We start from the raw sequence: 26935 nt of genomic DNA on the forward strand, positions 1-26935 counted from the left end.
TCCGACGGGCCGGAGACCACCGACGCCCCGCGGTGCGCCGGAGGCGACAGGCGTCGTACCGCTGTCGCGTCAGCCGGCCAGCAGCTTCTTCACCACGGCGGCCACGCGGCCGCCCTCCGCCTGCCCGGCCACCTTCGGGTTCACGATCTTCATGACCGCGCCCATGGCCCGCGGCCCCTCGGCGCCGGCCGCCCTGGCCTCCTCGACGGCCTGGGCGACGATGGCGTTCAGCTCGTCGTCGGACAGCTGCTTGGGCAGGTACGCGGCGAGCACCTCGCCCTCCGCCTTCTCCCGCTCGGCCGACTCCGCACGACCACCCTGCGCGAAGGCCTCGGCCGCCTCACGGCGCTTCTTGGCCTCCTTGGTGATCACCTTGAGGACCTCGTCGTCGGACAGCTCGCGCTTCTCCTTGCCCGCGACCTCCTCCTTGGTGATGGCGGCGAGCGTCAGCCGGAGGGTCGCGGAGCGCAGCTCGTCGCGCTCCTTGATCGCGGCGTTGAGGTCATCCTGCAGCTTCGACTTGAGCGTGGTCATGGCTCCGATTGTCGCAGGTGCGACGGCGCCGCCGCGCACCCATTTACGTGCCTCCGCCGAATGGTTCCCCGTGCCCATGTCCCCGCCCCCGCGGGCGGTTTCCGCCATGCGACACGCTCCTGAGACGATGGACGCATGCGCGCGCGATACGGAGTTCCCCTGGGCATCACGGCGGTCGCCACCGCCGGTCTTCTCTACTCGGCGGGCTTCGAGGTCCGCTCCTTCCGCCTGCGGCGGGTGACGGTCCCGGTCCTGCCCTCGGGTATGCGCCCCCTGCGCGTCCTGCAGGTCTCCGACATCCACATGGTCGGCGGCCAGCGCAAGAAACAGCGCTGGCTGCGCTCGCTGGCCGGGCTGCGTCCCGACTTCGTGATCAACACGGGCGACAACCTCTCGGACCCGGAGGGCGTGCCGGAGACGCTGGACGCGCTCGGCCCGCTGATGGAGTTCCCGGGCGCGTACGTCTTCGGGTCCAACGACTACTACGGCCCCAAGCTGCGCAACCCGGCCCGCTACCTGCTGGAGAAGGCGAGCGGCCGGCACGGCCTGAACGGCAACAAGCCCGCGGTCGGCGCGATCCACAACCCGTGGGAGGACCTGCGCGACGGTTTCGACGCCGCGGGCTGGCTCAACCTGACGAACACCCGCGGCACCCTGAAGATCGAGGGCGCCTCGGTGGAGCTGACCGGCCTGGACGACCCGCACATCAAGCGGGACCGGTACGGGAAGGTGGCCGGCGGCCCGTCCGGCTCGGCGGACCTCTCGCTGGGCGTGGTCCACGCCCCGTACCTGCGCGTCCTGGACTCCTTCGCGGCCGACGGCTACCCCCTGATCCTGGCCGGCCACACCCACGGCGGCCAGCTCTGCGTCCCGTTCTACGGCGCGCTGGTCACCAACTGCGACCTCGACACCGACCGGGTGAAGGGCCTGTCCACCCACACGTCGGAGGGCCGCACCTCCTACCTGCACGTCTCCGCGGGCTGCGGCACCAACCGCTACACGCCGGTCCGCTTCGCCTGCCCCCCGGAGGCGACGCTGCTGACGCTGGTGGGGCGGGAGTAACCCACCGGAGGGGCGGGAGCAACCCGGCGGGGGTCCCGCCCCTGGTGGGCGCAGTGAGACGTGCCCAGGCGCCGCACGTCACCCGGACAGCCCACCCGAATCGCCCGTTATGCCCACTCTTCCTACCGTGAGGGCATGACCGCCGCGCCGCACCCTGCCTCGTCCCCACCTGGGCCGATATCCCCGGCAGCAGCCCCCTCCCCCGCACGGAGTGCCCCGTCCTCCGAGTTCCCGGCGGAGACGGCGCCCACGGCCCCGGAGTACCCGGCCTCGAAGGGCCTGGCGCCGGAGAACCCGGCACCGGGGGCCGAGGAGGCCCCCGTCCGGGCAGCCACCGCCACCCCACCCTCGGCGCCGATGCCGTTCCTCCGGGACATACCGGGCCTGCCGGCGATCCCGGGGATCAGCGCCCTGATGCCGCCCTCCGTCGTCCCGGCGGCGGCCGTGGTCACGCCGTTCCGCCGCCCCTGGGCGGCGGCGTACCGCCTCCTGGTCGCCGGGGCGGCCACGGCCGCGGTGGTCGCGGAACTGCTGACCGGCCCCCCGCTTCACGTGCTCAGCCACTTCGCGATCCAGGCGAACATCCTCCTCGCCCTGGTCCTCACCGCCTCGGCCCGCAGGGCCTGGACCGCGCGCCGCCCGCTACCGGCGTCCGTGACGGGGGCGACCGTGCTGTACGTCACCCTCGCCGCCCTGGTCGACCACCTGCTGCTCGCGGGGAACACCCCACCGTTCTCGATCACGGGCAACCCGGGCACGCACCCCCTGTGGCAGTCGACGGCCGGTCGTCTCCTCCACACGGCGATCCCGGCGGGCGCCCTCCTGGACTGGCTCCTGCTGACCGCCCCGGCCCGCCTGCACCTGCGGCAGGCCGCTCCGTGGCTGCTCTACCCGCTGGCCTACCTGGCCTTCTCCCTGACCCGAGGGGCGCTCCTGTCCCCGACGGCGAGCGACCGCTACCTCTACCCGTTCCTGGACGTCGTCCGGCACGGCTACAAACACGTTCTGGGCAACGCCCTCCTCGTGGGCCTCTCCTGCTACGCCCTCGCCCTCCTCCTGATCGCCGCCGACCAGGCCCGCCCGAACCCGGTCCGCCACCGCTCCAAAACCGGATTTCGTCTCCGGCCCCCGGTGGGCTAAAGTAAACGTCGTCGCCGCAACGAGCAGCGACATCGGGGTGTAGCGCAGCTTGGCAGCGCGCTTCGTTCGGGACGAAGAGGTCGTGGGTTCAAATCCCGCCACCCCGACAGTGAAATACCAGGTCAGGGGCCTGATCCGCTTAGCGGGTCGGGCCCCTGAGTGGTTTCTGGGGGTTGTTCTGGGAGCCGACTCCGGAACGTGGCTCCCGGGTGGCTTCAGCCAGTGGAACTCTGTGGTCGAGATGGATGTGCGCTGTGTGCGCCCCTTCCAAGCCATCCCCACGGCTTGGATCGAGGGGGTGGACAGGCTGCTGGTCGCGGAGGGACTGCTCAACGACAACCCAGTACCGGAACGGCTCTACACACCCGATGGCCGTCTGCCCACCTGAACCGTCGGACCGGGTTGCTGCACAGGCTCGCCCACGCCCTCGGTGACGGCTCCTCCCGCTGCACCGCCGAGGACCACGCCGCGGACGTACGGGCCGGGGCCGCGGCGCTGGCGCGTGAGTGTGGCGACCCACCGCCCGCACCGCCCCAGTCGCAGTGATGTGAGCACCACAAAGGCGCTGAAAGTCCGTGACGCGGACCGGCTTGGGCGCGCCGGCGCCTGGCCCGTCAGTCAGACAGCGCGCAGTCGAGGCGGGCCAGGCTGCTCCGGCTCGACGTCCGCAACAACTCCGAAGCCGAACTGACCCGCCGCCCGACTTCTCATTACGGCTTCTGCCTCACACATAGCCGGGTTCGACAGCGATCATTTCGGCGAGGCTGAGGAGATCGGGGTATGCGCCGACCAGAAATCGGAGTGAACATAGGGGAGCCCCTTGGATTCCGGAGAGTTCGGGTCAAGGGGCTTCCTGGGCGCCTCGGTGACCTTTGACTCGTCGACACACGGAGAGGTCACGTGGAAACCGGCCTGCCCCTTGTACCCGAACTCCAGGCTGACCTCGAAGCCGTCCGGCGCGCTCGCGAAGATCGCCGGCATGTCGGTACTGCTTCGCACCGACGTGATTTTGTAACCCTGCTTCGTCCAGTAACGCTCGACGACTCCGAGAAAGCTGCCACGTCGCTCGTCCGAGATGATCGTCATCACATAACGTCGACGGCTCACCGAACCGGTACCGGTGCCGTCGTTCTTGGAGTCGGTGCATTTGGAGTCACTCGACGGCCCCCGCATGACCTCGACCGACGGATTGATCGCCTTGAGGGTCCCGTCGATGATCCCCTCTGCGTGATCGGCCGCTTCCTGCATGTTCACGTTCGTCTCCTTCGACGCGTCGGACTTCCCGCCCTCGATTCCGCTGCCCCCGACGAGGCCGCAACCGGAAAGGACGAGAGTTGACGCCGCGAGGGCCACAGCACGAGTCTTCATCGGTATGTGTCCCATGTAACGAGGTCAGGACGGTCCGCGACGATGGCCGCGATGTTGGCAGCGGATACAGGGTCCTTGTCCCTGGCCGGGTTGAAGTAGTTGGAATGCGCCGGAGTCATCCCCTGCCCGTCGAGCACCGGCACCGGGCCGTCCGACACCTTGAAGCGTCTGGCACCAAACGCCTCGCTGGCCGGGTCCTTACCGAACCAGAGGTCATCATCGCCCTGGTCCGCGAGGTCCCCGAGGAGGTACGCACCGGCCGGACCACCGCTGAAGAAGCCGACGGTGCCGGCCACGGCCTCCTTCTTCGACGGCAGGTGGCTGACGGGGTCGTTCTCGGCCGCGCCCACGAACACATGGTCCTTTCCGACCCCAAGATCAGCCGCGTGGTTGACGCCGGTGCCGGGGCTCCCGACAAGGATGATGTCATCGGCTCCGGGTATCCCCCCTGGCTCCTGCGTTGCCGCGCCCACGAGGCGGGAACCGTAGGAGTGCCCGATGGCGACCAGGTGCAGGCCCTTGTGATCGTTCGTCGCGGCGAGTCCGCCCATGAACGAGTTGTACGCGGGTGCGCCCTTCTCCGCGTCATGTGCGGACATGACATCCGTGTCGGACACCAAGGTGACAGGGTCAAGGGGAGCGTCGAGCTGCGGTGGGTCATAGCCCAGCCACACAATGGATGCGCTGGACGGATCGATATCCCGGGCGTCGACCGCAGTGTCATAGGCGCGCTTCACATCGCCCCCCGCGAAGCCGGCGTCCAGGGCGGTACCGAGACCGGGAACATACGCCGAAACGTTCTTGGACTTGTCGGGGTTCCCGAACGCGACGATGGCACGACCAAGTCCCTCGTCGCCGACCCCCAACAGATACATGGGCGGCTCTTTGGGGTCCACCAGTTGCTTCGCGGCATTGTCCTTCAGCTGCTGCTGGATGCTCTTGAGAGCGTCCAGCTGAATCCTTGCCCTTTCACCGTGCTCACCGGAGAGCTTGCCGATCAGAACATCAAGATTCTCGCGATTCACCTCGTCCCGGACATCGGACGGAATGCCGTCCAGGTTGCCGACGATCTCCGGAAAGGCCCGCTTGTACTCGTCGCGCTGCTCATCGCTGAGGCTGTCCCACCACTTCTTGCACTCGGCAGGCGACTTGTCCAGCGGAATGTGGTCCTTGATGTACTCGCTCGCGGCCGAACTCACCGCGTCGGCATCGGCGGCCACATCCGTCCACGTCTTGGTGTCAACGGTCAGCCCCGGTGCGGCCTTGAGTTTTTCCAGTGCCTTGCTGTAGCGGTCGTCGATCTCCGTGGCTTCCTGCACCGCGTGGGCGATGCGGTCGGCGATGTCCTGGGCCTTCGCGCGGTTCGGGTTGGCGCTGCGCAAGCCGGTCATGTCCGGGCCGGGTCCGCGGCTGTAGATGCCGTTGAACCCGGTGACCGTTCCGCCGGCGATCTTCTCTCCGGTCATTTCGTTCTCGCCACCGGCGGGGTATGTGACACTGCCGTTTGCGTTGATGGTGTACGCCAGCGCCTTCGCGTCGCCGAGTGCCTCGAGCAGGCGGCGACGCGGGGCGGCGATCTCGGACGAGAAACCGGTGAGTGCTCCGCTGATCAGGCCGCACTCGACCTGGGTGTAGTGGAAGTTCTGCGAAAGCTTGGCCAACTGCTTCTGCGCCGCGTTCGCCGCCTCGCCCTTGTTGGCCTGCTGCATGGCCTTGGTGATCTGCTTGTCGATGCGGTCCTTGGCTGCGTCGGCCATGTCACTGATCGCGCGGTATCCGTCCGCTGCGTCCGCGTACTCGGAGGGGGTGATGGCCTGAAGCTTTTCGAGGTCCATGCGTCCGGATCACCGGCCCTTGCCCGCGCCACCACCGGCGGACGTGTCTTCGGAGTGGACCTTCAGCCCAGCGATCTCGGCCTTGATGGACTCGTCGGTCTTCAGCTGGTCATTCCCCACTTTTTCCAGCACGCCGGCGAGACCGTTGCACAGCTCGCTGATGTCCTTCACGCGGCGTTCCCAGGAGTCGTACACGCTCTTCTGGGCTGCCGCGGTTGAACAGGCGAAGCCCTGGCCGAGCCCTGTCGTGTCGTGCTCCAGCTTCGTCAGCGCCATGCCGATGTTGTCCCGCAGATCCCCCACGCCCTGGCCGGCCGTAGACCACGCCTTCTTGTCGGACCGGAGTCTGCCGGAAGCGCCCGTACCGCTGGAAGTCGTGCCGTTCCGGTTGCCAGGCAGATGGTTGAGCTGCATCCGTGTGGAGTGTCGTTCGGCCGCTGCGGCCTTGAGCTGCTCCCACTCGTCCCACGCCATGCGTGGCCCCTCCCCGTGTCTCGCCGTACGTCGCCGAGATCCTTTGAACGCTCAATCGCAACACTGCGGTGATCAAGAGGCACCGTAGTAGTGCTGCGTTGAGTGACCCATCCGTATCGGCCGCCAGCTCGTCTGAGTACACGTACTCAGACGGCAGCCAGGGGCGTTGGGAGTGATGCTGTGGTCTCCGACGCCTGCGGGCGACGACGGCAATCGTGATCGCGGCTTCGAGGAGTACGACAGCTCCATCGGTCCCGGAGCGGTTCGTTGCGCCGTGTGTCGCGCGGTTCGTGCCTCCTGCGGAACGCTGGGCCACTTAGGTATGGCGCAGCGGGGCGCCTCCACACGCGGCGATCGGCCTCCGTGGACACGAATCGAAGGGCGGACTCAGCAGTCGCTGGCTGAGGTCCCGCTGGGAGCCAATCTGGGAGCCAAGTCACTCCCCAAGCCCCTTCGAGACCGTCCGAGACCGCCGCACCCCAACGCCCTGAACAGGAAAAACAGCAGACATTCTGTGTCGATCCCGCCCGGACCTCCTTCGGGACGAAGAGGTCGTGGGTTCAAATCCCGCCACCCCGACAGCCGTAACAGCAGGTGAGGACCTAGGTACGTTCCTGGGTCCTCACCTGTTTCTGCTTGCGCGTCTCACCGCATGATGCGCCGCCGGGCATGAGCGCGGACGACCCACCGGGGGGCGGCGTCCCGGCTCCTGGCCGACCCCGGCATCGGAGGTGGGTCAGTACGAGGTCGGCCAGTCTGACGGATCGCGTCGGTCGTGCGGGCGTCTCCGGCTGCCGCGGCAGCCGGAGCGCCGGGTGAGGCTTCCAGGACCGCTGCGGGCGGGTGCCGGTTCCGTGCCGCTGCGGCACCGCACAAGCATGGACATGCCCACCACCGAGCCGGTGAGCGGGACTTGATGCAGGCCACGGTGTCGGTGCCGGGGGGGCGGATGCTTCGACCGCTGACCCGATACGACGACACAGTCGGCATGGGTCGTCGTGATGGGCGGCCGAGACCTGCGGCCGAGGCGGCCTCTGTCAGTCCCAGCCGCCCAGGAGACCCGAGCTGAGTTGGGCGTCGCAGATGTTGTAGTCGCCCGAAGCATGCCCCTTCTTGGTCTTGCCGCCGACCGTCACCGAGCAGTTGACGTCGCCGGAGCCCTGGAGCTGCGCCATCGCGTTGTAGTACATGGCCTCCTCCTCCAGCGGGAGGGTGGCCTCGAACTTGCCGTTGGCGAACTTGCCCTTGCGGTTGTCGCTGTCGGAGCCGTAGGTGATGTCCAGCGGGCCGAGGGCGCCAGGGGGCGCGGTGCCCCACACCTTGAAGACCACCGTCTTCTTGTCGCTGCCCTTCTCAGTGTCGTCCTTGGCGTCGCCGGCCTTGCTCTTGGTGTCGGTCTTGGTGCCGGCGGCGGGCTTCTCCCGTTGCGAGGCGGAGGCGTCCGCCTTGGAGCCGTCGGACTTGCCGGAGTCCCCGCCACCACCCGAGACGGCGGCGGCGATGCCGATCAGGACGACGACGCCGAGGCAGCCGAGTCCCGCCACCTTGCCCTTGCCCTTCTTCTTCGCCTGCTGCGGCGACTGCGCGCCCCAGCCCTGCTGCGGGTCGGGCTGCTGCGGGTACTGCTGCCGGTGGCTCATGAAGTCCCCTCACTCTGTGTCTGACAAGTGCCGGACTCGTGAAGGTTCTGTGCGGTTGCGCGCCTGAGCTGTCGTCGCTCAATCGTGACCAGCAGCCGGTCAACGGCGGCGGCTCTGACGTCCCGTGCGTGGAGTGTCGGCCCCGGTGGCGGGCTGCACCCGCCCGCGGGCACCAGAGGCCGGAGGTGCGCCCGCCCGTGGGCGCCAGAGGCCGGAGGTGCGCCCGCCCGTGGGCGCCAGAGGCCGGAAGCGAGACCGTCACCGTACGCGCTCGGTTGGTCACCGTGACGTGTTCGGTGCGTCTTTCGCGCCACACCTCCCTGCGCGGCGCGGCGCGCCCTACTACGCTCATCAGGCATGTCGTACCCTGACGAACTCCTCGTCGACATCGCCGCGATGGTGGAGTCGCAGCACAGCAGTCGAATGTCCCTGACCGTGGTGATCCCCGGAGCCGTGATCACCGGGCGGCTGGCCCCCGAGGCCATGTGGAAGCAGCGCGTGGCGGAGGTCCTGCGGGACTCCGAGGACCTGCGCCCCTTCTCGGCCGCGTTCGCCGGATCCGGTCCCGGCGACGAGGGGGAGTCATCACCTCCCCGGGGCCGGCCCACCCATCTGCACTTCCACGTCGCCCGCATCCTCCAGGGCAGCTTCGGCATCCCCGACACGGGCGGCATGTACCGCGTGGCGCTGAAGGACGTCAGCGCCTGGACGATCGGGGACATCGGCTACTCGGACCAGTGACGAGACATCGACTACTCGGACCAGTGACTCGGTGACTCGGTGAGCAGGGGTGCGGCCAGGGGCTTTCCGCCGTCGGATCGGGCTCGTCAGTCCGTTGCGGGCCCGGGGGCGGGAAGGTCCTGGCCGCCGCCCAGGGTGGTGGGCGGCCATGATCGGCCTTGGTGGCCGGTTTCCGACGGTTTCGGCCGAAACGACACTTCGCCGGGATCCGTGCTAGCTTTGACGTAGTTGCAGTTTGGTACCCACAAAGCTTCAGTGTGCGCCTGGTGTACGTGACCGGTGCACCTTTTTGTTTTCCGGCCTGTTCCGGATGGGTCGTTCAGCAACGGGCGCTCCACACGGAGTGGCGCGCCAAGTGACCCGTAGAGGAGAAAAACATGGCCACCGGTACCGTGAAGTGGTTCAACTCGGAAAAGGGCTTCGGCTTCATCCAGCAGGACGGCGGCGGCCCCGACGTCTTCGCCCACTACTCCAACATCGCCGCGCAGGGCTTCCGTGAGCTTCAGGAAGGCCAGCGGGTGAACTTCGACGTCACGCAGGGCCAGAAGGGCCCGCAGGCGGAGAACATCACCCCCGCGTGATCTGATCCTCCGGACGCCTGCGACGGCGGCGTTCCCATCGGCCCGGGCGGGCCTCCTGGTGAGGCCCGACCCGGGTCTTTGCGTTCTCCCGGGCGTTCTCCGGGTGCTCTGCGGGCGTTCTCCGGGCGTCCGCGGGGTGAGTTGCGGGCCCTCTTCGCCGGGTTCTCACTGGTTCCAGCTCTCGTCGTACGGGTCCGCAGGTGCCGGCACCGGCTGCGCCGCCGTCACCTCCAGGTACGGGATCGGGCCGTCGTTCACCGGGTCCCTGCTGCGGCGGGCCGTGTAGACGCCGGTCACCCGCAGCCAGGTGTCCGGTTCCAGCACCGGGGGGACCCGGCCGGTCAGGGCGATCTTGACCGGCTGGGCGTCGGCCGCGCAGCAGTTCAGCGCCATGCGGACGAGGTACGGCGTGCCGTCGCCGTCCAGCGCGACGAAACCCGTGACCTGGACGCGCCGCCCGGCGAGAGTGCGGCCGTGGTCGTAGATCGCGCGGGTCGCGTAGTCGACGACGCTCAGGCTGAGCGGGTCGCCGGGCGGGAGGGACGCGTAGCCGTACGGCGGCTGGAGCGCGGTGCCGGAGCGTACGGCGGTGTACGAGCCGAGGGCGGGCGGGGCGATGAGGATCAGGGCGAAGAGGGGGAGGAGCAGGAGCCAGGCGACGCGGGGTTCGCGGTGGGTGTGGGCCTCTCCAGGGGGTGAGGCCGCGTCCCCGTGGGTGGCGTGTGCCCGCTCCGGGGCCGCGTCTCCGGGGCTCACGGGGGGCTTTTCCGGGGGCGTGGCCTCGTCGTCGTGAGCCGCGTTCCCGCCGGCTCGTCTGTGGTCCGGCCACACCGTCATCAGCGCCGTCACGACCAGTACCGCGCCCGACACCAGCAGCAGCGGGCGCAGGCCCGCCTTGACGTAGCGCAGGTACAGGTCGGTGGCGCCCGCGTGCAGCAGGGCGCCGCCGACCAGGAACAGCACGGCCGCCTGCGCCTGCCGGTTCACAGCAGCACCGCCCCGGTCAGCACCGATCCCAGTACGGCCAGGACGAGCGTGGTGGGGGCGAAGCGCAGGGCGAAGCCCCGGCCGAAGGCGCCCGCCTGGAGGGCGAACAGCTTCAGGTCGATCATCGGGCCGACCACCAGGAACACCAGCCGGGCCGTGAGCGAGAACTGCGACAGCGACGCCGCGACGAACGCGTCCGCCTCCGAGCAGATCGACAGCAGCACCGCCAGCGCGGCGAGCGCGAGCACCGCGACCAGCGGATTCCCGGCCGCCGTGCGCAGCCAGCTCGCCGGGGCGAGCGCCTTCAGCGTCGCGGCGGCCATCGCTCCCACCACCAGGAAGCCGCCGGCGTGCATGACGTCGTGCCGTACCGAACCCCAGAACGCCGCTCCCCTGCTCAGGCCGTCGTCATGGGCGCGGGCGGACGGGCGCAGCCGGTCGGCGCGGCCCGGGCGCTGCCACAGCCAGCCCATCGCGCACGCCACCAGCAGGCTCGCGGCGAACCGGGCGAGGACCATCTCCGGGTCGCGGGGGAAGGCGACGGCGGTGGCCGTCAGCACGATCGGGTTGATCGCGGGCGCGGAGAGCAGGAACGCCAGCGCCGCGGCCGGGGTGACGCCGCGCCGCACCAGCGCGCCGGCCACCGGTACGGAGGCGCACTCGCAGCCCGGGAGCACCGCGCCCGCCAGCCCGGCGACGGGGACGGCCAGGGCCGGGCGGGACGGGAGCGCGCGGGCGAAGAAGGACGGCGGGACGAACACCGCGAGCGCCGCCGACAGCAGCACACCGAGCACCAGGAACGGCAGCGCCTGCACCACCACCGCCACGAACACCGTCGTCCAGCTCTGCATCACCGGCGCGGACAGCGCCCCGCGCAGCGGGCCCTGCGCCACCACCATGACGAGCAGCAGCAGGGTCAGGGCGACGGGCGAGGTGAGGTGCCAGCCGTCGCTGCGGGGCGGGGCGGCGGCTGGTCGGCTGTCGGCCACGGGTGCGGTCCCTCCGGAGTTCGGGGCGGGGGCGGTCCTCCCCTCGGATACGGCCGGGTGGGAGCGGGCGTTCAGCGGCGCCGGCCGGGAGGCGGGGCGGTGGATCTGGAACCACCCGTCACGGTGGGGCAGTCCTCTTTCTCGTGGGGAGCGTTCCGAATCAGAGTGGTGCGCCGGGCGGGCCGGGCGCGCACATGGTGGTGTGCGGGGACGACGGGCTCGCGCACCGGCTGGCCGCCGAGCTGCGCGGTGTGTACGGCGAGCAGGTCACGCTGGTCGTCCCGCCCGCCGAGCGCGGGGTACGGCCGCCGGTCGTCGGCCGGGCCCGTACGGCGACCGCGCTGCTGGACCGGGTGGTCAGCGCGGCCGTGGGACGCGCCGGCGGCACCGGGAACGGGAGCGGCAACGGGGGAGGTGGTGGCGGTGACGGGGATGCAGGCGGTGGCGGTGGTCCCTCTCGTGGCGACGGTCGGGTGCTGGAGGCCGGTGAGCTGACCGAGGCCGTGCTCGCCGAGGCGGGGGTGGAGCGGGCGACCGCGCTGGCGCTCGTGTACGAGGACGACGAGACCAACATCCGTGCCGCGCTCACCGCCCGCCGGCTCAACCCGCGGCTGCGGCTCGTCCTGCGGTTGTACAACCGGCGGTTGGGGCTTCATATCGAGGAACTCCTCGATCAGGCAGCCGCCCTGGCCACCGGGGGCGGTGGCGCGTCGCCGGCCGGTGACGCGTCCACGACCGTGCTGTCCGACGCCGACACGGCCGCACCCGCGCTGGTCGCGAGCGCGGTCGCCGGCACCAGCAAGGTCGTGCAGACCGACGGACTGCTGCTGCGCGCCGTCGAACGGCCGCCGCCCGCGCCCGGACAGGTCGCCGACCCCGGGCTGTGCACGCTGGCGCTGCTGTCCGCGACGAGCAGCGATCCCGCCGGGGCGGACGGCTCCGAGGACAGCGGCGAGCAGCGGCCGCGGCTGCTGCCGGACGAGGCGGCGGTGCGGGCGGCCACCGGGCGCGGGACGGTGGTGCTGGAGCAGGTTTCCTACGCCGGGCCGCCGATGGCGTCCGGGCGCGGGGCGGGGGTCGTGTCCTCGCTCAACTCCTTGTTCTCGCGTCGGTTGCGGTGGTCGCTGGCGGGGCTGGTGGGGTGTGTGTTCGCGCTGGCGGTGGCCTTGTGGGTGGTGACGGGGGTGCGGCCGCTGGGGGCGCTGTACCTGACGCTGCTGGATCTGTTCGCGATCGACGATCCCGCGCTGGGTGAGTCGTTGGGGCGGCAGATTCTTCAGTTGTTGTCGGGGTTGGTGGGGTTGTTGCTGCTGCCGGTGCTGTTGGCGGCGGTGCTGGAGGCGCTGGGTACGTTCCGGTCGGCGTCCGCGTTGCGGCGGCCGCCGCGGGGGCTCGGCGGGCATGTGGTGCTGCTGGGGCTGGGGAAGATCGGGACGCGGGTGCTGACGCGGTTGCGGGAGCTGGGGATTCCGGTGGTGTGCGTGGAGTCGGGACCCGAGGCGCGGGGGCTGGCCACGGCGCGGCGGTTGCGGGTGCCGGTGGTGCTGGGAGATGTGACGCAGGAGGGGGTGCTGGAGGCGGCGAAGATTCAGCGGGCGGACGCGTTGCTGGCGGTGACGAGTTCGGACACGACGAATCTGGAGGCCGTGCTGTATGCGCGGTCCGTGCGGCCGGATCTGCGGGTGGTGCTGCGGTTGTACGACGACGACTTCGCCACGGCGGTGTACCGGACGTTGCGGGCGGCGCATCCTCGGGCGTTGACACGGAGTCGGAGCGTGTCGCATCTGGCCGCGCCGGCGTTCGCGGGAGCGATGTTCGGACGGCAGATCCTGGGGGCGATTCCGGTGGAGCGGCGGGTGTTGCTGTTCGCTTCGGTGGAGGTGGAGGGGCATCCTCAGTTGGAGGGGCGGACGGTGGCGGAGGCGTTTCGGGCGGGGTACTGGAGGGTGTTGGCGCTGGATACGGGGGTTGTGGGGCGGGGGGCCGGGAACGGCGGGGCGGGGGTGGACTCCGGTGTCGGAGCTGGCTCTGGGGGTGGGAGTGGCTCTGGGGGTGGGAGTGGCTCTGGGGGTGGGAGTGGGTCTGGGGGTGGGAGTGGGTCTGGGGGTGGGAGTGGGTCTGGGGCCGGGCCGGTGTGGAATCCGCCTGAGACGTATGTGCTGCGCAAGGAGGACCGGGTGGTGCTGGCCGCGACCCGGCGGGGGTTGGCGGAGTTGCTGGGGCGGCGGGGGCGGGTGGAGGGGTAGGGCGTAGCCGGTGGTGGGGGTGGCTGTGGGGGCGGGTGGGGTGCGGGTCCTGGGTTCTTGGACTCTCGCCCCCGCCGCCCTCACCCGTCCCCGTCCTCGGAAGGGGCTCCGCCCCTTCGACCCGGTCAGGGGCTCCGCCCCCTGGAACCCCTGTGGGGCTCCGCCCCGGAGGAAGCCGTCTGTCGTTCAGCTCTGGTGGTGCCCCGCTTCTCGACCCCCGTCAGGGCTCCGCCCTTGGAACCCCTGACGGGGGCTTCGCCCTCTGCGCCCCCACCAGAGGCTGCGGCAGGCGAGGGGGCTTACCGCGTTGTGCTCACGTGGTGCTGGGCGAAGGCCAGTTCCTGGCGGACCTGTTTGATGCGTTCGTCGATCACCAGGGAGCCGTGGCCCGCTTCGTAGCGGTAGACCTCGTGGGTGGCTCCTCGGGATTCGAGGCGTTTGACGTAGTTGTCGATCTGGCGGATGGGGCAGCGGGGGTCGTTGACGCCGGCCGAGATGTAGACCGGGGCCTTGACCTGGTCGACGTAGGTGAGCGGGGAGGACGCCTCGAAGCGTTCCGGGACCTCCTCCGGGGTGCCGCCGAGGAGGGTGCGGTCCAGGGCCTTCAGGGCCTCCATCTCGTCGTGGTACGCCGTGACGTAGTCAGCGACCGGGACCGCGGCGATGCCGACCGTCCACGCGTCCGGCTGGGTGCCGAGGCCGAGCAGGGTGAGGTAGCCGCCCCAGGAGCCGCCGGTGAGGATCAGCCGGTCGGGGTCCGCGAGGCCCGAGGTGATCGCCCAGTCGCGGACCGCCGCGATGTCCTCCAGCTCGATCAGGCCGACCCGGTGCTTGAGCGCGTCCGTCCATTCCCGGCCGTAGCCCGTGGAGCCGCGGTAGTTGACGCGGACCACCGCGTAGCCGTGGTCGACCCAGGCGGCCGGGCCCGCGGCGAAGGAGTCGCTGTCGTGCCAGGTCGGGCCGCCGTGGATGTCGAAGACCGTCGGCAGCGGGCCCGTGGCGCCCTCGGGCTTCTGGACCAGGGCGTGGATGCGGCCGCCGGGGCCGTCCACCCACACGTCGTGCACCGCCACCGAGCGGGGGCACTTCATGCCGGGCGGGTCCAGGACCACGCCGCCGTTCGTCGAGCGGACCGCCGGCGGTTCGGCCGCCGAGGACCACAGGTACTCCACGCTGCCGTCCGGGCGGGCCGTCGCCCCGGACACCGTGCCCGGCGGGGTGTCGATCCGGGTGAGGGCACGGGTCGCCGGGTCGTAGCGGAACAGCTCGCTGCGGGCCTCGAAGCTGTGCACGACGAGCAGTCCGGAGCCGTCCGGGTACCACTCCGCGCTCACGTCGCCGGGCAGGTCCAGCGCGAGGTCGGTCTCCTCGCCCGTCGCCACGTCCCACACCAGCGGTTCCCAGCGGCCGCGCCGCTGGTGGCCGACGAGCAGCCGGGTGTCCCCGGCGACCGGGGCGAAGCCGAGCACCTCGAGGCCCAGCTCGACCGTGCCGCCCTTGGTGTCGTCCAGCTCGGCCACCGTGACGCCGTCGGGGCGCAGCACGCGCAGTGCGGAGTGCATCGCGTCGCCGTGCTCGGTGTGCTCCACGGCGATCAGCGTGCCGTCGTGGGAGAGGTCGCCGACGCCTGCCGACTCGCGGTGGCGGTAGATCTCCACCGTCTCCGCCGGCTCCTCGCCCGCGCCCAGGCGCGCGAGGTGGATCGTGGTGCCGTCCTCGTCCGTGGAGCGGCCCACCACCGCCGTGCGCCCGTCGCGGCCGAGGGCCAGTCCCGCCGGGTAGGACGGGGCGAGGCCCGGTACGGCCGGGTCGTCGGGGCCGCCGGCGAACGGCTGGCGGCGCCAGATGCCGAACTCGTCGCCGTCCTTGTCGTCGAACCACCAGATCCATTCGCCGTCCGGGGAGAGCACGCCGTCCGTCGTGCCGTTCGGCCGGTTCGTGACCTGGCGTTGCCCGCCCGTGGCCCGGTCCCAGGCGTACAGCTCGTACGTCCCGGTCGCGTTGGACACGAACAGGGAGCGGTCCGGGGCGTCCTCGGCCCAGTCGGGCAGCGACACCCTTGGCGCCCTGAAGCGCTTCTCCCAGTCCGGCATGTCCTCGATCGGTCCCCGCGGACTCGGCCGGTCCACGGAACCGGCCCCGTTGCTCTCAGTCATGGCCCCATAGTGCCTGGCCGGACCGGCGACGCGCCGCCCCGCTCCCCAACCTGTGGACAACCCCCGGCCGGGGGAAGCCGCCTGTGGACAACCCGGCCGCGCCCGGTCGCCTGTGGAAAACTCGCACCCCGCGGCCGGAGGGCCTGCGGCGGGGCCGTACCGTGGGGGTGTGTACCGGTTTCTGCTGACGCCTCGCTGGTGGGGCATCAACGTCTTCGCGCTGCTGGCCATCCCCTTCTGCGTGTTCATGGGGTCGTGGCAGCTGAGCCGGTTCGACGCGCGGGTGGACGAGCACCGGACCGCGACGAAGCAGGCCGCCTCGTACCGGACGGAGGCGCCGCGTCCGCTGGACGGGCTGCTGCCCGTCGACAAGCGGACCTCCGGCATGCAGACCACCGCGACCGGCCGCTACGGCAAGCAGCTGCTGGTGCCCGGCCGGGAGCTGGACGGCAAGCGCGGTTATTACGTGCTGACGCTGCTGCGGACCGGTTCCGGCAAGGCGCTGCCGGTCGTACGCGGCTGGCTGCCGGGGACGGCGGACGCGGCGAAGGCCCCGGCGCCCCCCGCCGGCGAGGTGACGGTGACCGGTGCGCTCCAGGCCTCCGAGACGCCCGGCGACAACGGCGTCAGCGCTCAGGGCGGGCTGCCGGCCGGACAGACCGGCGCCATCAGCGCGGCCTCGCTCGTCAACCTGGTGCCGTATCAGGTGTACGACGCGTGGGTGACGCTCAACACGGCGGACTCCGGGATGAAGCCGGTCCCGGCGAAGGCCCCGGAGGGTTCCGGGCTGGACCTGAAGGCGTTCCAGAACCTCGGGTACACCGGTGAGTGGTTCGTCTTCGCCGGGTTCGTGGTCTTCATGTGGTTCCGGCTGGTGCGGCGTGAGGTGGAGGCCGTGCGGGACGCCGAGCTGGGGCTCGCCCCGCAGGAGGAGCAGTCGCCGGCCGCCGTCTGAGGCGACGGCGGACCACCCCGCTCCAGGACCACCGCATCCCCGCGTCGGCGGGGTCGGCCTCCGTGCCGCCTGTCCGGCTCCCGTGCTGCCTCCCCGCCCCCGTGCCGGCTGTCCGGCCCCCGGTGCCGCCGAGGTCCCGGTGAGGCCGCCGTGGGGTCTACGGCGCCGGCAGGACCTCCGTGCGGTAGACCGTGCCCGCGCAGGCGTGCGGGACCGTGGCCGTCGCCGTGGGCGCGCCGCCGTCCGGGGTGTGGGAGACCACGACGCTGCCGGCGTCCGTGCCGCCGTCCCTGGTGACGAGCTGGGTGGTGGCGCCGGGGTCCGTGCCCGTGGTGGTGCCGTCGGTCGCGCTCGCGCCCTGGCTGGGCGACGGGTCCGGCGAGGGGCCGCCGGTCTCGGTGCCGCCGGAGCCGGTGCCGCCGCCGCTGCCGCCGGTGGGACAGGTCTCGGAGGGCACCCAGGCGAACTTCACCTCGTACGCCGCTCCCGGTGCGAGCACCAGGGCGGAGGCCTCGGGGGCGGGGGCGGGCAGCCCGGTCGCCGGATCGCCGGCGGTGTGCTGGACGACATGGATCTTCGAGGCGTCGGCCGTGCCCTGGGCGAGCGCGGTCACCGCGCCCGGGCCTCCGACGGTGCAGCTGCCGGCGGAGACGTTGGTGACGTGGAAGGTGCCGTAGACGACGCCGGCCGAGTCGGGGGCGCCGGCCGAGCCGGTGGCCGAGCCGAGCTGGGTGGGCGTGCAGACGGGGGCGCCGGCGTCGGCTGAGGCCGACGGGCCGGTCGTACCGGCGGTGGAGCCTGCGCCGGGGGCGGTGCTGCCGCCGTGGGTGGGGTCGTCCTTGCGGCCGCTCGCGCCCGGGCCCGGGGTCCGGCCGTAGGCGCCGCCGGCGGTGCTCGGCGCGTCGGTGCGGCTCTTGCCCTGGCCGGTGCCGCCCTGGGCCTGCGAGGCCTGGCCGGCGATGGCCGGGTCGGCGTCGGAGCCGGTGGCGCCCGAGACGTGCACCAGGGCGGGGACGGCGGTGCCGAGGAACAGGGCGGCGGCGGCCATGCCGACCGCGGCCTGCCGTTTGCGGGCCCGCCGCGCCGGGACCGCGCGCCGCAGGTGGTCCAGCGCGCCGTCGCGCGGTTCGACGTCCTCGACCGCCCGGTGCAGCATCCTGCGCAGGTCCAGCTCGTCCGAGTCGAGCCCGGCGGGGCCCTGTTCGTCGGGGCTGTGCTTCACGGTTCCGTTCCCAGCGTGCGGTGGCGTGTTCGGTCGTTCCGGCGGACGTGTCGGCTCGTGCGGCGTGAACGGCTCGCGGCGCCCGGACGAGTCGCGGCGCTCCCGCGCGTCGTGTCCGTGGCGTTCGTGCGCGTCGCGGTCCTCGGCGTGCTCGTTCATGTCCGCGCCCCCATGGCGATCCGGAGCGCCGCGATGCCGCGCGAGCCGTACGCCTTGACGGAGCCGAGCGATATGCCGAGGGTCTCGGCGACCTGGGCCTCGGTCATGTCCGCGAAATAGCGCAGCACCAGCACCTCGCGCTGGCGGCGCTGGAGGCCCTTCATCGCCTGGATCAGGGAGTCGCGCTCCAGCTGGTCGTAGGCGCCCTCCTCGGCGCTGGCCATGTCCGGCATCGGCTTGGACAGCAGCTTGAGGCCGAGGATGCGGCGGCGCAGGGCCGAGCGGGAGAGGTTGACGACCGTCTGGCGGAGGTAGGCGAGGGTCTTCTCGGGATCGCGGACGCGCCGACGGGCGGAATGGACGCGGATGAACGCCTCCTGCACGACGTCCTCGCAGGAGGCGGTGTCGTCCAGGAGCAGCGCCGCCAGGCCGAGCAGGCTGCGGTAGTGGGCGCGGTAGGTCTCGGTGAGGTGGTCGACGGTGGTGCCGGCCGCGGCGGTCTCCTCCGCGGCGCCGTCACGCTGGCTGGGTATGCGGGCGGGCCGCGCGGCGGGCATGGGGGCGATCACCGGCATGCCGCCGGCCGGGCCGGGCATGCGGGGCACGCGCGGCCCGAGCGGCGTGCGGGGCGGCCGCAGAACGGCGCCGCCGGTCGCCGCCGGGGGCACCCCCGGCTCGAAGAGCCTGGGGGACAAGTCGAGTACCTCTGCCACGCCAGTTGGACACGCGCACCCCCTCGGGGGTTGTACGTGCCGGGCGTCACTTTCGCGCCGGGCGGCGCGGCCGGCCACGTCCCCGCGCCGGGCGGCACCTCGGACGGTGCCCCACATGCCCTCATGCGTCCCGCTCTTCCCCTGTGTCGTCGACTGACAGGGCGCCCCCGCGCCCCTCGGCGTCCCCACGCCCCCCGGAGGGCGTCCCCAAAGACGCTCCCCGCCGTCCGCGTGGTTGCGGAGGGCGGGGAAGGAAATCTTCGGACGCCGAGGCAGCACGGTTCAAGTGGTGGCGAACCATTGGCCAGACCACATGCACTTACGAAGATCCTACAAAGGAACGGCCCGTTGGCCAGGGGCTTTCGGCCCCGGGACGCGGGGCGGCGGAGGCGGCGGGCCGTACGCGCCAACGCGCCGGACCTCGCGGTGGTGCACGATCGGCACCCTGCGCCCCGGCCGCATCCGGAGGGGCGGCGTGCGCGCGGGCCGCGCCCGGAGAAGCGGGGCGGCCCGCCGGGCGCACCGGGGCGCCCCGCTCAGTCCCGTTCCGTCGCCACCAGTTCCGCGATCTGGGTGGCGTTCAGGGCCGCGCCCTTGCGGAGGTTGTCGGCGCAGAGGAAGAGGTCCAGGGCCGTGGGGTCGTCCAGGGCGCGGCGGACCCGGCCCACCCAGGTGGGGTCGGTGCCGACCACGTCCGCGGGCGTGGGGAACTCGCCCGCCGCCGGGTCGTCGCACAGGACCACGCCGGGGGCCGTGGCGAGGATCTCGTGGGTGCGGTCCACCGTCACCTCGTCCTCGAAGCGGGCGTGCACGGTGAGCGAGTGGGCGGTGATCACGGGGACGCGGACGCAGGTCACCGCGACCGGCAGCCGGGGCAGGCCGAGGACCTTGCGGGTCTCCTCGCGCACGTCCAGCTCCTGCGAGGACCAGCCCTCCTCGCGCGGCGAACCGGCCCACGGCACGACGTTCAGCGCCACCGGGTCCGCGAAGGGGCCGGTGTCGTCGCCCACCGCGCGCCGTACGTCGCCGGGGGCGGTGCCCAGCTCGGTGCCGGCGACCAGGGACAGCTGCCGGCGCAGCGCCGCCACGCCCGCCTGGCCCGCGCCGCTCACCGCCTGGTACGAGGAGACGACCAGCTCGCGCAGGCCGAACTCGGCGTGCAGCGCGCCCAAGGCCACGATCATGGTGAGCGTGGTGCAGCCGGGGCTGGAGACGATGCCGCGCGGCCGGCGCCGCGCCGCGTGGGCGTTGACCTCGGGCACCACGAGCGGCACCTCGGGGTCGGCGCGGAAGGCGCCGGAGCTGTCCACGACGACCGCGCCCTTGGCGACCGCGATGGGCGCCCAGCGGGCGGCGACCTCGTCGGGGACGTCGAACAGGGCGATGTCCACCCCGTCCAGCGCCTCCTCGCTGAGCGCCACGACCTCGACCTGCTCCCCGCGCACGGCCAGCTTGCGGCCGGCCGAGCGCGGGGAGGCGAGCAGGCGGATCTCGCCCCAGACGTCCGCGCGCTGGGACAGGATCCGGAGCAGTACCGTGCCGACGGTCCCGGTCGCGCCCACGACCGCGAGCGTCGGTCGGCCGGTCATCGCGCCCCGCACCCGCGCCGCGGCGTCATCGCCCGGTGCCGCCGTAGACGACGGCCTCGTCGCTCTCGGAGTCGAGACCGAAGGCGGTGTGCACGGCGCGGACGGCCTCGGCGACGTCGTCCTTGCGGGTGACCACCGAGATACGGATCTCGGAGGTGGAGATCAGCTCGATGTTCACGCCCGCGTCGGAAAGCGCGGTGAAGAAGTCGGCCGTGACGCCCGGGTTGGTCTTCATGCCGGCGCCGACCAGCGAGATCTTGCCGATCTGGTCGTCGTAGCGCAGGGAGTCGAAGCCGATACCGGAACGGTTCTTCTCCAGCGCGTCGATGGCCTTGCGGCCCTCGGCCTTGGGCAGCGTGAAGGAGATGTCCGTCAGGCCGGTGGAGGCGGCGGAGACGTTCTGCACGACCATGTCGATGTTGATCTCGGCATCGGCGATCGTGCGGAAGATGGAGGCGGCCTCACCCGGCTTGTCGGGGACGCCGACGACCGTGATCTTGGCCTCGGAGGTGTCGTGCGCGACACCGGAGATGATGGCCTGCTCCACCTGCTTGTCCCCTTGCTCGATCGGCTCGCTGCTGACCCAGGTGCCCTGAAGCCCGCTGAAGGACGAGCGCACGTGGATCGGGATGTTGTACCGCCGGGCGTACTCCACGCAGCGGTGGAGCAGCACCTTGGAGCCCGAGGCGGCGAGCTCCAGCATGTCCTCGAAGGAGATCCAGTCGATCTTCTTCGCCTTCTTCACCACCCGCGGGTCGGCGGTGAACACGCCGTCCACGTCGGTGTAGATCTCGCACACCTCGGCGTCGAGGGCGGCGGCGAGCGCCACGGCGGTGGTGTCGGAGCCGCCGCGCCCCAGCGTGGTGATGTCCTTCTTGTCCTGGCTGACGCCCTGGAAACCGGCCACGATGGCGATGTTGCCCTCGTCCAGCGCGGTCCGGATGCGGCCCGGCGTGACATCGATGATCCGGGCTTTGTTGTGGACCGAGTCGGTGATGACACCTGCCTGGCTGCCGGTGAACGACTGGGCCTTGTGCCCCAGGTTCTTGATCGCCATGGCCAGCAGGGCCATGGAGATCCGCTCTCCGGCGGTCAGCAGCATGTCGAGCTCGCGCCCGGCAGGCATCGGGGATACCTGCTCGGCGAGATCGATCAGCTCGTCCGTCGTGTCGCCCATCGCGGAAACGACGACGACAACATCGTTGCCGTTCTTCTTCGCTTCCACGATCCGCTTGGCGACGCGCTTGATGCCCTCGGCATCGGCTACGGAGGAGCCTCCGTACTTCTGCACGACAAGGCCCACGTGCGCTCCTCGCTCAGTCCGTGTGTATCGCACTTACGCATGTGCGGGTGCGGTCGGCTCAGTCTATCGAGCGTCCGAAATCGCCCCTTCGCGATGTCGCATCGTGAGATGCCGGACGTCCGATCACCAGGACGGCTCATGCCCACGGGGCGGTACACCACTCGGAACGTGGGCGGGGTCACAGCGCTTGCGCACGCGGCGCGGGGCGCCGGGCAGGCCGCACGGCGGCGCCGCGCGCCGGTCAGGACGCGGACGTCCCGTGCAGTCCCAGCGGTCCCGCGATCTCCTGCGCCATCACCTGGCCGGCCTCGAACTCCAGGGTCTCGTCGCCCATGCCCTGGTCGGTGTCCAGGCCGTCCAGCTCCGCCAGCGGCTGATTGAGGCGGACGTGGGCGACCAGGGACTGGAGGGCGCGCAGGGCCGCCGACGCGGTCCCGCCCCAGTTGGAGAAGTAGGAGAACTGCCACCACCACAGGGCCTCCGTGGTGCGGCCGGCGCGGTAGTGGACCATGCCGTGGCGCAGGTCGGCGACGACGTCGGCGAGGTCGTCGGAGATCCGGGCGGGCACCGGGGCGCGGCGCGGCTCGTAGGGGTCGAAGACCTCGGAGTAGACGTCGATCGGCTCCAGCAGCCGGGCGAGGTTCTCGCGGAGGACGTCCACGTCCTGCTCCGGGCCGGGGTCGGGCTCGTAGCGCTCGTCGGGGACGATGTCCTCGTGCGCGCCCAGCCGCCCGCCGGCCAGCAGCAGCTGGGAGACCTCCAGCAGCAGGAAGGGCACCGCCGAGTCGGGCTCGTCGCCCTTGGCGACCTCCGTCACCGCGACCAGGAAGCTCTCGATCTGGTCGGCGATCTGGACCGCGAAGTCGTCCGGATTCTGGCTCGTCGCGTGCAGCGTGGCGTCAGACATCTAGGAGTCGTCTCCCCTCGAAGGCGCGGCCGAGGGTCACCTCGTCCGCGTACTCCAGGTCGCCACCCACCGGGAGGCCGCTGGCCAGGCGGGTGACCTTCAGGCCCATGGGTTTGATCATGCGGGCGAGGTACGTCGCCGTGGCCTCGCCCTCCAGGTTCGGGTCGGTGGCCAGGATCAGCTCGGTGACCGTGCCGTCCGCGAGCCGCGCCAGCAGCTCGCGGATGCGCAGGTCGTCCGGGCCGACGCCCTCGATGGGGCTGATCGCGCCGCCGAGCACGTGGTAGCGGCCGCGGAACTCACGGGTGCGCTCGACGGCGACGACGTCCTTGGGCTCCTCCACCACGCAGATGACGGACGGGTCGCGGCGGCTGTCGCGGCAGATGCCGCACAGCTCCTCCTGCGCGACGTTGCCGCAGACCGCGCAGAAGCGGACCTTCGCCTTGACCTCCATCAGGGCCTGGGCGAGACGCCGCACGTCCGTCGGTTCCGCCTGGAGGATGTGGAAGGCGATCCGCTGCGCGCTCTTGGGACCGACGCCGGGCAGCCGCCCCAGCTCGTCGATGAGGTCCTGGACCACGCCTTCGTACACCGGGTCGCCGTCCTTCCTGCGTGTCGTCGTTTCGGTAGTCGGTCCGTACGGTGCCTTCGGGCCCCGTGCCGGTGCTTCGTGCTCCGTACGGTAGTGGTCCGCGGGCGCCCTAGAAAGGCAGCCCGGGGATGCCGCTGCCGCCGCCGAGGCCCTGGGCGAGCGGGCCGAGCTTCTGCTGCTGGAGGGTCTGGGCGTTCTCGTTGGCCGCCTGGACCGCTGCGACGATCAGGTCGGCGAGGGTCTCGGTGTCCTCGGGGTCGACCGCCTTCGGGTCGATCTTCAGGGCGCGCAGCTCGCCGGCGCCGGTGACGGTGGCCTTCACCAGGCCGCCGCCCGCCTGTCCGTCGACCTCCGTCCGCGCCAGTTCCTCCTGGGCCCGCGCCAGGTCCTGCTGCATCTTCTGGGCCTGCTGGAGCAGCTGCTGCATGTTGGGCTGGCCACCACCGGGAATCACGATCGGCTCCTGCTTTCGTACGGCGTCTGCGCGGGGGCCGTCCGGAGGATTCCCCGCTGGCACGAGCCTACGTGGTCCGGACAGGCCCTGCCCCACCACTCTTTCGAGTGAGTTGTCCGTGCGTCCTTCCCCGCGCTGCGGCGCTCTTTGGGGCGGAAAAGGCGTCCTTCCCGGCCGATCGCCGTCCGGTGGACGGTAGGAAGGGGTCCGGCACGGCGGTGCACGTCGTATCGGCGCGTGCCGGCGACACGATCCGTGATCAGTAGGGAGTGCCGGGTGGGTCAGCCGGAGATGCAGCCCGAGCGTCCGCCTCGGGACGGGCGGGGGGACGGGGCGACCGGGCCGCGGCCGGGCGACCTGACCGGCCGGCCGTTCCCGCCGGGCGACTGGGGCGAGCCCGCGCAGCGTCTGGACGACCTGTACCGGTGGGTGGAGCGGGGCGCGCTCCAGACCGCGTCCTGGTACCTGTCCGAGCGGATGTGGAAGCGGCGGGGGGCGCGGGCGCTGCGGGGCGGGGCGGCGGCGGGCGCGGTGGCCGGGGCGGCGCTGCCGCTGCTGGAGTTGGCCGGGGTGCTGGACGGCGCGGCGCGCTGGGGGTACCTGGCGCTGCTGGTGTCGGCGGCCTGTGCCGGCGTGGACCGGTACTTCGGGGTGACCTCGGGGTGGATGCGGGACGTGGCGACGGCGCAGGCGGTGCAGCGGCGGCTGCAACTGCTCCAGTTCGACTGGGCATCGGAGAACGTCCGGGAGGTCCTCGGCCCCACCGAGGGCACGGCCGGGGAGGCCGCCGAGCGGTGCCTCGGGGTGCTGCGCCGGTTCTCGGAGGACGTCACCGAACTGGTGCGCACGGAGACGGCGGACTGGATGGTGGAGTTCCGGGTCGGCTCGGCGCCGATGGGCCTGCAGTCCTCGGTCGCCGGCGGCGGCCGTCCGGACCTGGGCGGCCCGCAGGGACGGCTCGCCCTGCCCCCGGCGGGCACTCGCCCGAACATGCCCCGGCAGCGGCCGCCGGAGCCGCGGTGAGCCCCTCAGACGCAGAGCTTCAGGCCCTCCGGGGCCCGGCACGGGACGTGGTCGTGGGTGCGCATCACGTCCTGGCCGGTGCCGCGGGTCAGCTGGGTGAAGGTGGTGTCAGCCCTTCGTGTAAGTCAGCTTGTCGCCGGTGGAGAGGTTGTCGCGGCGCAGGCTGCCGTCCGGGAGGAGGGTGACCTCGGTGGCCGCGCCCGGGTTGCACGACGTGCTGTCCCGGCCGACCGTGACGGTGGACGGACCGATCTGCAACGGGCCGCTGCCGTCGGGGCCCCGGGTGAGCTGCGCCTCGAAGACGCAGTGGTAGGGGTTCCCGTCCTGGTCGGTGCCGCCGGCGACGAGTGTGAGCACGGTGTCGCCGACCCCGCCCTGGGTGATGGTGAGCCGGCGGGGGTTGGGGCCGTACTGGTTCTCGACGTTCCCGATCCAGGTGCCGAGGTATCCGGACGGGATCACGCCGTCCGTCGGGGAGGGCGATCCGGGCGACGAGGTCGCCGGATCCTGACCGGAGCCGTTCGCGCCGTCGGAGTCGCCGGGGCCGTCGGCGTCGTCCGTCGCGTGCGCGGTGACGGCCGGCGAGGGCTGGGGGCCGGCCTTGTCGTCGCCGCCGCGCATCAGGGCGTACACCGAACCGCCCGCGGCGAGCGCGACCACCACGGCCACGGCGATCAGCGCCGCCGTGGCCCGGCCGCCGCCCCGGCGTGGCGGCGAGTACGGCGGCGGGCCGTACGGCGGGGTCGAGCCGAGGCCGGCGTACGGGTGCTGCTGCGCCGCCGCGCCGGGCGGTCCGGCCCAGCCGCCGTACTGCTGCGGGTAGCCGTGCTCGCGGGGGTGGCCGTACGCGGGCGGCGTCCCCGGCGGAGGCGTGTGCCCCGGCGGAGCCTGCCCCGGCGGGGGCGTCTGTCCGGCCACCATGGTCGGCAGGTGGTTCACCGGCCGCGCACCTCCGGTGCCGACCGACTGCCCCGGGGGCGGCGGGGTGACTTCCACGGGGACGCGCAAGGGCTCGGGCGGTGCGGCCGGGAGCGCGGGGGTCACGGGCGTACCGGACGGACCGGTCGCCGGCGTTCCGGCCGGGGCGGCGGCCGCCCCCGGGTCGACGGCGGCGGACGGCCTCTCGACCAGGTCGGGGGCGTTCCCCGACGCCCCGGCGGCAGGCGCCGCGGCAGCACCGGCGCCCGCGGTGGCGGCAGGCGCCGCGGGCCCCTCCGGCGCGACCTCGTCCGCGCCCCCACCCGCGCCCGCACCCGCCGGAGCCGTCCCCCCGGACGCCGCCGCCTCCCCGTCCTCCGGGCTCTCCGTGTCCAGCAGCCGTACCGCGTGGCGGCCGAGCTGGGCGACCAGCGCGCTCGGCAGCCACGGGTCGCGGAAGCGGCCGTCGGCGACCGTGTCCTCCGCGCCGGTGCGCTGGATGACCGCCGCCGGCGAGGGCCGGGCCGCCGGGTCCTTGCGCAGGCAGTCGCGGACCAGGTCGGCGATGCCCTCGGGCAACGCGGAGAGGTCGGGCTCGTCCTCGGCGATGCGGTACATCAGCGCGTGCACCCCGCTGTCCGCGCCGCCGAAGGGCAGGGCGCCGGTCGCGGCGTAGGCGAGCACCGAGCCGAGGCAGAAGACGTCGCAGGCGGGCGTGACCCGGTCGCCGCGCACCTGCTCGGGGGCCATGAAGCCGGGCGAGCCGACCAGCGCGCCGGTGCGGGTGAGGCCGCCGTCCGTGACGGTCTCCAGCGCCCGCGCGATGCCGAAGTCGATGACGCGCGGGCCGTCGATGGTGACCAGCACGTTGGAGGGCTTGAGGTCGCGGTGGACCAGCCCGGCCGCGTGGATGTCCTGGAGCGCGCCCGCGAGCCCGGCCGCGAGGATGCGCACCGAGCGCTCGGGCAGCGCGCCGTGGTCGTGGCCGACGACGCGCTGGAGGCTGGGGCCCGCGACGTAACCGGTGGCCACCCAGGGCACCTCGGCCTCGGTGTCCGCGTCCAGGACGGGCGCCGTCCAGTGGCCGCCGACGCGGCGGGCGGCCCGTACCTCCTGGCGGAACCGGGCCCGGAACTCCTCCTGCTGCGCCAGCTCCCGCCGCACCAGCTTCACGGCGACGGTCCGGCCCCGGTCCGAGCGGGCCAGGTACACCTGCCCCATCCCGCCGGCCCCGAGCCGCGCCAGCAGCCGGTACGACCCGATCCGCTGCGGATCACCCGCCCCCAGTGTCTCCATGGCCGAAACGCCTCCCCCGATATCCCCCGATACGCCCCCGTGCGACAGACC

Annotated in this window: 24 protein-coding genes and 1 tRNA gene; 9 read left to right on the forward strand and 16 right to left on the reverse strand. The window is 72.3% G+C overall.

What is annotated here, in order from left to right; all coding sequences use genetic code 11:
• Positions 1–69: 69 nt before the first annotated feature.
• On the reverse strand, positions 70–534 hold the full coding sequence (locus AB0N63_RS02745; RefSeq protein ID WP_365523145.1) for a GatB/YqeY domain-containing protein: 465 nt from the start codon (positions 532–534) through the stop codon (positions 70–72).
• A 135-nt stretch (positions 535–669) separates the two neighbouring features.
• On the opposite strand from AB0N63_RS02745, the gene AB0N63_RS02750 reads away from it, so the two are divergent.
• From AB0N63_RS02750 to AB0N63_RS02765, 4 genes are all read left to right on the forward strand, one after another.
• Positions 670–1596, forward strand: a complete 927-nt coding sequence (locus AB0N63_RS02750) for a metallophosphoesterase (protein WP_365523148.1) — start codon at positions 670–672, stop codon at positions 1594–1596.
• A 357-nt stretch (positions 1597–1953) separates the two neighbouring features.
• Positions 1954–2736, forward strand: coding sequence for a Pr6Pr family membrane protein (locus AB0N63_RS02755; RefSeq protein ID WP_365523150.1), 783 nt, complete (start codon positions 1954–1956; stop codon positions 2734–2736).
• A gap of 33 nt (positions 2737–2769) precedes the next feature.
• A tRNA-Pro gene (locus AB0N63_RS02760) sits at positions 2770–2843 on the forward strand.
• A 149-nt stretch (positions 2844–2992) separates the two neighbouring features.
• Positions 2993–3124: a hypothetical protein gene (locus AB0N63_RS02765; RefSeq protein ID WP_365523152.1), complete on the forward strand. Its 132-nt coding sequence runs from the start codon at positions 2993–2995 to the stop codon at positions 3122–3124.
• Positions 3125–3486: 362 nt separating this feature from the next.
• Here the strand turns inward: AB0N63_RS02765 and AB0N63_RS02770 are convergent, their stop codons facing one another.
• The 4 genes from AB0N63_RS02770 to AB0N63_RS02785 form a co-directional block, all read right to left on the reverse strand.
• Entirely contained in the window at positions 3487–3984 is a 498-nt protein-coding gene (locus AB0N63_RS02770) for a hypothetical protein (RefSeq protein ID WP_365523794.1), read from the reverse strand.
• A 116-nt stretch (positions 3985–4100) separates the two neighbouring features.
• On the reverse strand, positions 4101–5939 hold the full coding sequence (locus tag AB0N63_RS02775; protein ID WP_365523155.1) for an alpha/beta hydrolase: 1839 nt from the start codon (positions 5937–5939) through the stop codon (positions 4101–4103).
• Between the two features lie 9 nt (positions 5940–5948).
• Entirely contained in the window at positions 5949–6413 is a 465-nt protein-coding gene (locus AB0N63_RS02780) for a hypothetical protein (protein WP_365523157.1), read from the reverse strand.
• 1037 nt (positions 6414–7450) lie between these two features.
• Positions 7451–8053, reverse strand: coding sequence for a hypothetical protein (locus AB0N63_RS02785; RefSeq protein ID WP_365523160.1), 603 nt, complete (start codon positions 8051–8053; stop codon positions 7451–7453).
• Positions 8054–8410: 357 nt separating this feature from the next.
• Here AB0N63_RS02785 and AB0N63_RS02790 point away from each other — a divergent pair, with 357 nt between their 5' ends.
• Entirely contained in the window at positions 8411–8794 is a 384-nt protein-coding gene (locus AB0N63_RS02790; RefSeq protein WP_365523163.1) for a hypothetical protein, read from the forward strand.
• Positions 8795–9171: 377 nt separating this feature from the next.
• The gene (locus tag AB0N63_RS02795; protein ID WP_164583839.1) at positions 9172–9375 is read left to right on the forward strand and encodes a cold-shock protein; all 204 of its coding nucleotides are present in this window, start codon (positions 9172–9174) and stop codon (positions 9373–9375) included.
• A 165-nt stretch (positions 9376–9540) separates the two neighbouring features.
• Here AB0N63_RS02795 and AB0N63_RS02800 read toward each other — a convergent pair whose 3' ends face one another.
• Together AB0N63_RS02800 and AB0N63_RS02805 are read right to left on the reverse strand one after the other, a co-directional pair.
• Positions 9541–10362 carry a TIGR03943 family protein gene (locus AB0N63_RS02800; protein WP_365523166.1) on the reverse strand — a complete coding sequence of 274 codons (822 nt, stop codon included), beginning with the start codon at positions 10360–10362 and terminating at the stop codon, positions 9541–9543.
• Positions 10359–11351 carry a permease gene (locus AB0N63_RS02805; RefSeq protein ID WP_365523169.1) on the reverse strand — a complete coding sequence of 331 codons (993 nt, stop codon included), beginning with the start codon at positions 11349–11351 and terminating at the stop codon, positions 10359–10361. The genes AB0N63_RS02800 and AB0N63_RS02805 overlap by 4 nt, the downstream gene beginning before the upstream one ends.
• A gap of 194 nt (positions 11352–11545) precedes the next feature.
• On the opposite strand from AB0N63_RS02805, the gene AB0N63_RS02810 reads away from it, so the two are divergent.
• Positions 11546–13597, forward strand: coding sequence for an NAD-binding protein (locus AB0N63_RS02810; protein ID WP_365523171.1), 2052 nt, complete (start codon positions 11546–11548; stop codon positions 13595–13597).
• A gap of 299 nt (positions 13598–13896) precedes the next feature.
• On the opposite strand, the gene AB0N63_RS02815 is transcribed toward AB0N63_RS02810, so the two are convergent.
• On the reverse strand, positions 13897–15753 hold the full coding sequence (locus tag AB0N63_RS02815) for a prolyl oligopeptidase family serine peptidase (protein WP_365523172.1): 1857 nt from the start codon (positions 15751–15753) through the stop codon (positions 13897–13899).
• Between the two features lie 169 nt (positions 15754–15922).
• Here AB0N63_RS02815 and AB0N63_RS02820 point away from each other — a divergent pair, with 169 nt between their 5' ends.
• Positions 15923–16708 carry an SURF1 family protein gene (locus tag AB0N63_RS02820; protein ID WP_365523175.1) on the forward strand — a complete coding sequence of 262 codons (786 nt, stop codon included), beginning with the start codon at positions 15923–15925 and terminating at the stop codon, positions 16706–16708.
• A 157-nt stretch (positions 16709–16865) separates the two neighbouring features.
• Here the strand turns inward: AB0N63_RS02820 and AB0N63_RS02825 are convergent, their stop codons facing one another.
• From AB0N63_RS02825 to AB0N63_RS02855, 7 genes are all read right to left on the reverse strand, one after another.
• Positions 16866–18089, reverse strand: a complete 1224-nt coding sequence (locus tag AB0N63_RS02825; protein WP_365523178.1) for a hypothetical protein — start codon at positions 18087–18089, stop codon at positions 16866–16868.
• On the reverse strand, positions 18086–18685 hold the full coding sequence (locus AB0N63_RS02830; RefSeq protein WP_365523797.1) for a SigE family RNA polymerase sigma factor: 600 nt from the start codon (positions 18683–18685) through the stop codon (positions 18086–18088). Before AB0N63_RS02830 ends, AB0N63_RS02825 begins: the two co-directional genes overlap by 4 nt.
• A 653-nt stretch (positions 18686–19338) precedes the next feature.
• Positions 19339–20391, reverse strand: a complete 1053-nt coding sequence (locus AB0N63_RS02835; protein WP_365523180.1) for an aspartate-semialdehyde dehydrogenase — start codon at positions 20389–20391, stop codon at positions 19339–19341.
• A gap of 25 nt (positions 20392–20416) precedes the next feature.
• On the reverse strand, positions 20417–21694 hold the full coding sequence (locus AB0N63_RS02840) for an aspartate kinase (RefSeq protein ID WP_009189795.1): 1278 nt from the start codon (positions 21692–21694) through the stop codon (positions 20417–20419).
• 241 nt (positions 21695–21935) lie between these two features.
• Positions 21936–22601, reverse strand: a complete 666-nt coding sequence (locus tag AB0N63_RS02845) for a DUF5063 domain-containing protein (protein WP_365523183.1) — start codon at positions 22599–22601, stop codon at positions 21936–21938.
• Positions 22594–23193 (reverse strand): recombination mediator RecR, encoded by a 600-nt coding sequence (gene recR, locus AB0N63_RS02850; RefSeq protein ID WP_365523186.1) that lies wholly within the window; start codon positions 23191–23193, stop codon positions 22594–22596. Before recR ends, AB0N63_RS02845 begins: the two co-directional genes overlap by 8 nt.
• Positions 23194–23302: 109 nt before the next feature.
• Entirely contained in the window at positions 23303–23647 is a 345-nt protein-coding gene (locus AB0N63_RS02855) for a YbaB/EbfC family nucleoid-associated protein (protein ID WP_365523189.1), read from the reverse strand.
• Positions 23648–23923: 276 nt separating this feature from the next.
• Between AB0N63_RS02855 and AB0N63_RS02860 the strand changes: the two genes are divergently transcribed.
• Complete coding sequence (locus AB0N63_RS02860) at positions 23924–24670, forward strand: SLATT domain-containing protein (protein ID WP_365523192.1); 747 nt, start codon at positions 23924–23926, stop codon at positions 24668–24670.
• A 108-nt stretch (positions 24671–24778) separates the two neighbouring features.
• Here the strand turns inward: AB0N63_RS02860 and AB0N63_RS02865 are convergent, their stop codons facing one another.
• A complete protein-coding gene (locus tag AB0N63_RS02865; RefSeq protein WP_365523195.1) occupies positions 24779–26884 on the reverse strand; it encodes a serine/threonine-protein kinase in 2106 nt (701 codons plus the stop codon).
• Positions 26885–26935: the final 51 nt, after the last annotated feature.

Origin of the sequence: Streptomyces sp. NPDC093260, assembly GCF_040683715.1 — a bacterium.
Classification (GTDB): Bacteria; Actinomycetota; Actinomycetes; order Streptomycetales; family Streptomycetaceae; genus Streptomyces; species Streptomyces sennicomposti.

What these genes read in the sequence shown, in the direction of transcription:
- AB0N63_RS02825 (WP_365523178.1), bottom strand. Translation starts at nt 18,089, where the DNA reads ATGAACGAGCACGCCGAGGACCGCGACGCGCACGAACGCCACGGACAC.
- AB0N63_RS02785 (WP_365523160.1), bottom strand. Translation starts at nt 8,053, where the DNA reads ATGAGCCACCGGCAGCAGTACCCGCAGCAGCCCGACCCGCAGCAGGGC.
- AB0N63_RS02810 (WP_365523171.1), top strand. Translation starts at nt 11,546, where the DNA reads ATGGTGGTGTGCGGGGACGACGGGCTCGCGCACCGGCTGGCCGCCGAG.
- AB0N63_RS02830 (WP_365523797.1), bottom strand. Translation starts at nt 18,685, where the DNA reads ATGCCCGGCCCGGCCGGCGGCATGCCGGTGATCGCCCCCATGCCCGCC.
- AB0N63_RS02750 (WP_365523148.1), top strand. Translation starts at nt 670, where the DNA reads ATGCGCGCGCGATACGGAGTTCCCCTGGGCATCACGGCGGTCGCCACC.
- AB0N63_RS02865 (WP_365523195.1), bottom strand. Translation starts at nt 26,884, where the DNA reads ATGGAGACACTGGGGGCGGGTGATCCGCAGCGGATCGGGTCGTACCGG.
- AB0N63_RS02770 (WP_365523794.1), bottom strand. Translation starts at nt 3,984, where the DNA reads ATGCAGGAAGCGGCCGATCACGCAGAGGGGATCATCGACGGGACCCTC.
- AB0N63_RS02780 (WP_365523157.1), bottom strand. Translation starts at nt 6,413, where the DNA reads ATGGCGTGGGACGAGTGGGAGCAGCTCAAGGCCGCAGCGGCCGAACGA.
- AB0N63_RS02755 (WP_365523150.1), top strand. Translation starts at nt 1,954, where the DNA reads ATGCCGTTCCTCCGGGACATACCGGGCCTGCCGGCGATCCCGGGGATC.
- AB0N63_RS02845 (WP_365523183.1), bottom strand. Translation starts at nt 22,601, where the DNA reads ATGTCTGACGCCACGCTGCACGCGACGAGCCAGAATCCGGACGACTTC.
- AB0N63_RS02815 (WP_365523172.1), bottom strand. Translation starts at nt 15,753, where the DNA reads ATGACTGAGAGCAACGGGGCCGGTTCCGTGGACCGGCCGAGTCCGCGG.
- AB0N63_RS02745 (WP_365523145.1), bottom strand. Translation starts at nt 534, where the DNA reads ATGACCACGCTCAAGTCGAAGCTGCAGGATGACCTCAACGCCGCGATC.
- AB0N63_RS02795 (WP_164583839.1), top strand. Translation starts at nt 9,172, where the DNA reads ATGGCCACCGGTACCGTGAAGTGGTTCAACTCGGAAAAGGGCTTCGGC.
- AB0N63_RS02835 (WP_365523180.1), bottom strand. Translation starts at nt 20,391, where the DNA reads ATGACCGGCCGACCGACGCTCGCGGTCGTGGGCGCGACCGGGACCGTC.
- AB0N63_RS02775 (WP_365523155.1), bottom strand. Translation starts at nt 5,939, where the DNA reads ATGGACCTCGAAAAGCTTCAGGCCATCACCCCCTCCGAGTACGCGGAC.
- AB0N63_RS02790 (WP_365523163.1), top strand. Translation starts at nt 8,411, where the DNA reads ATGTCGTACCCTGACGAACTCCTCGTCGACATCGCCGCGATGGTGGAG.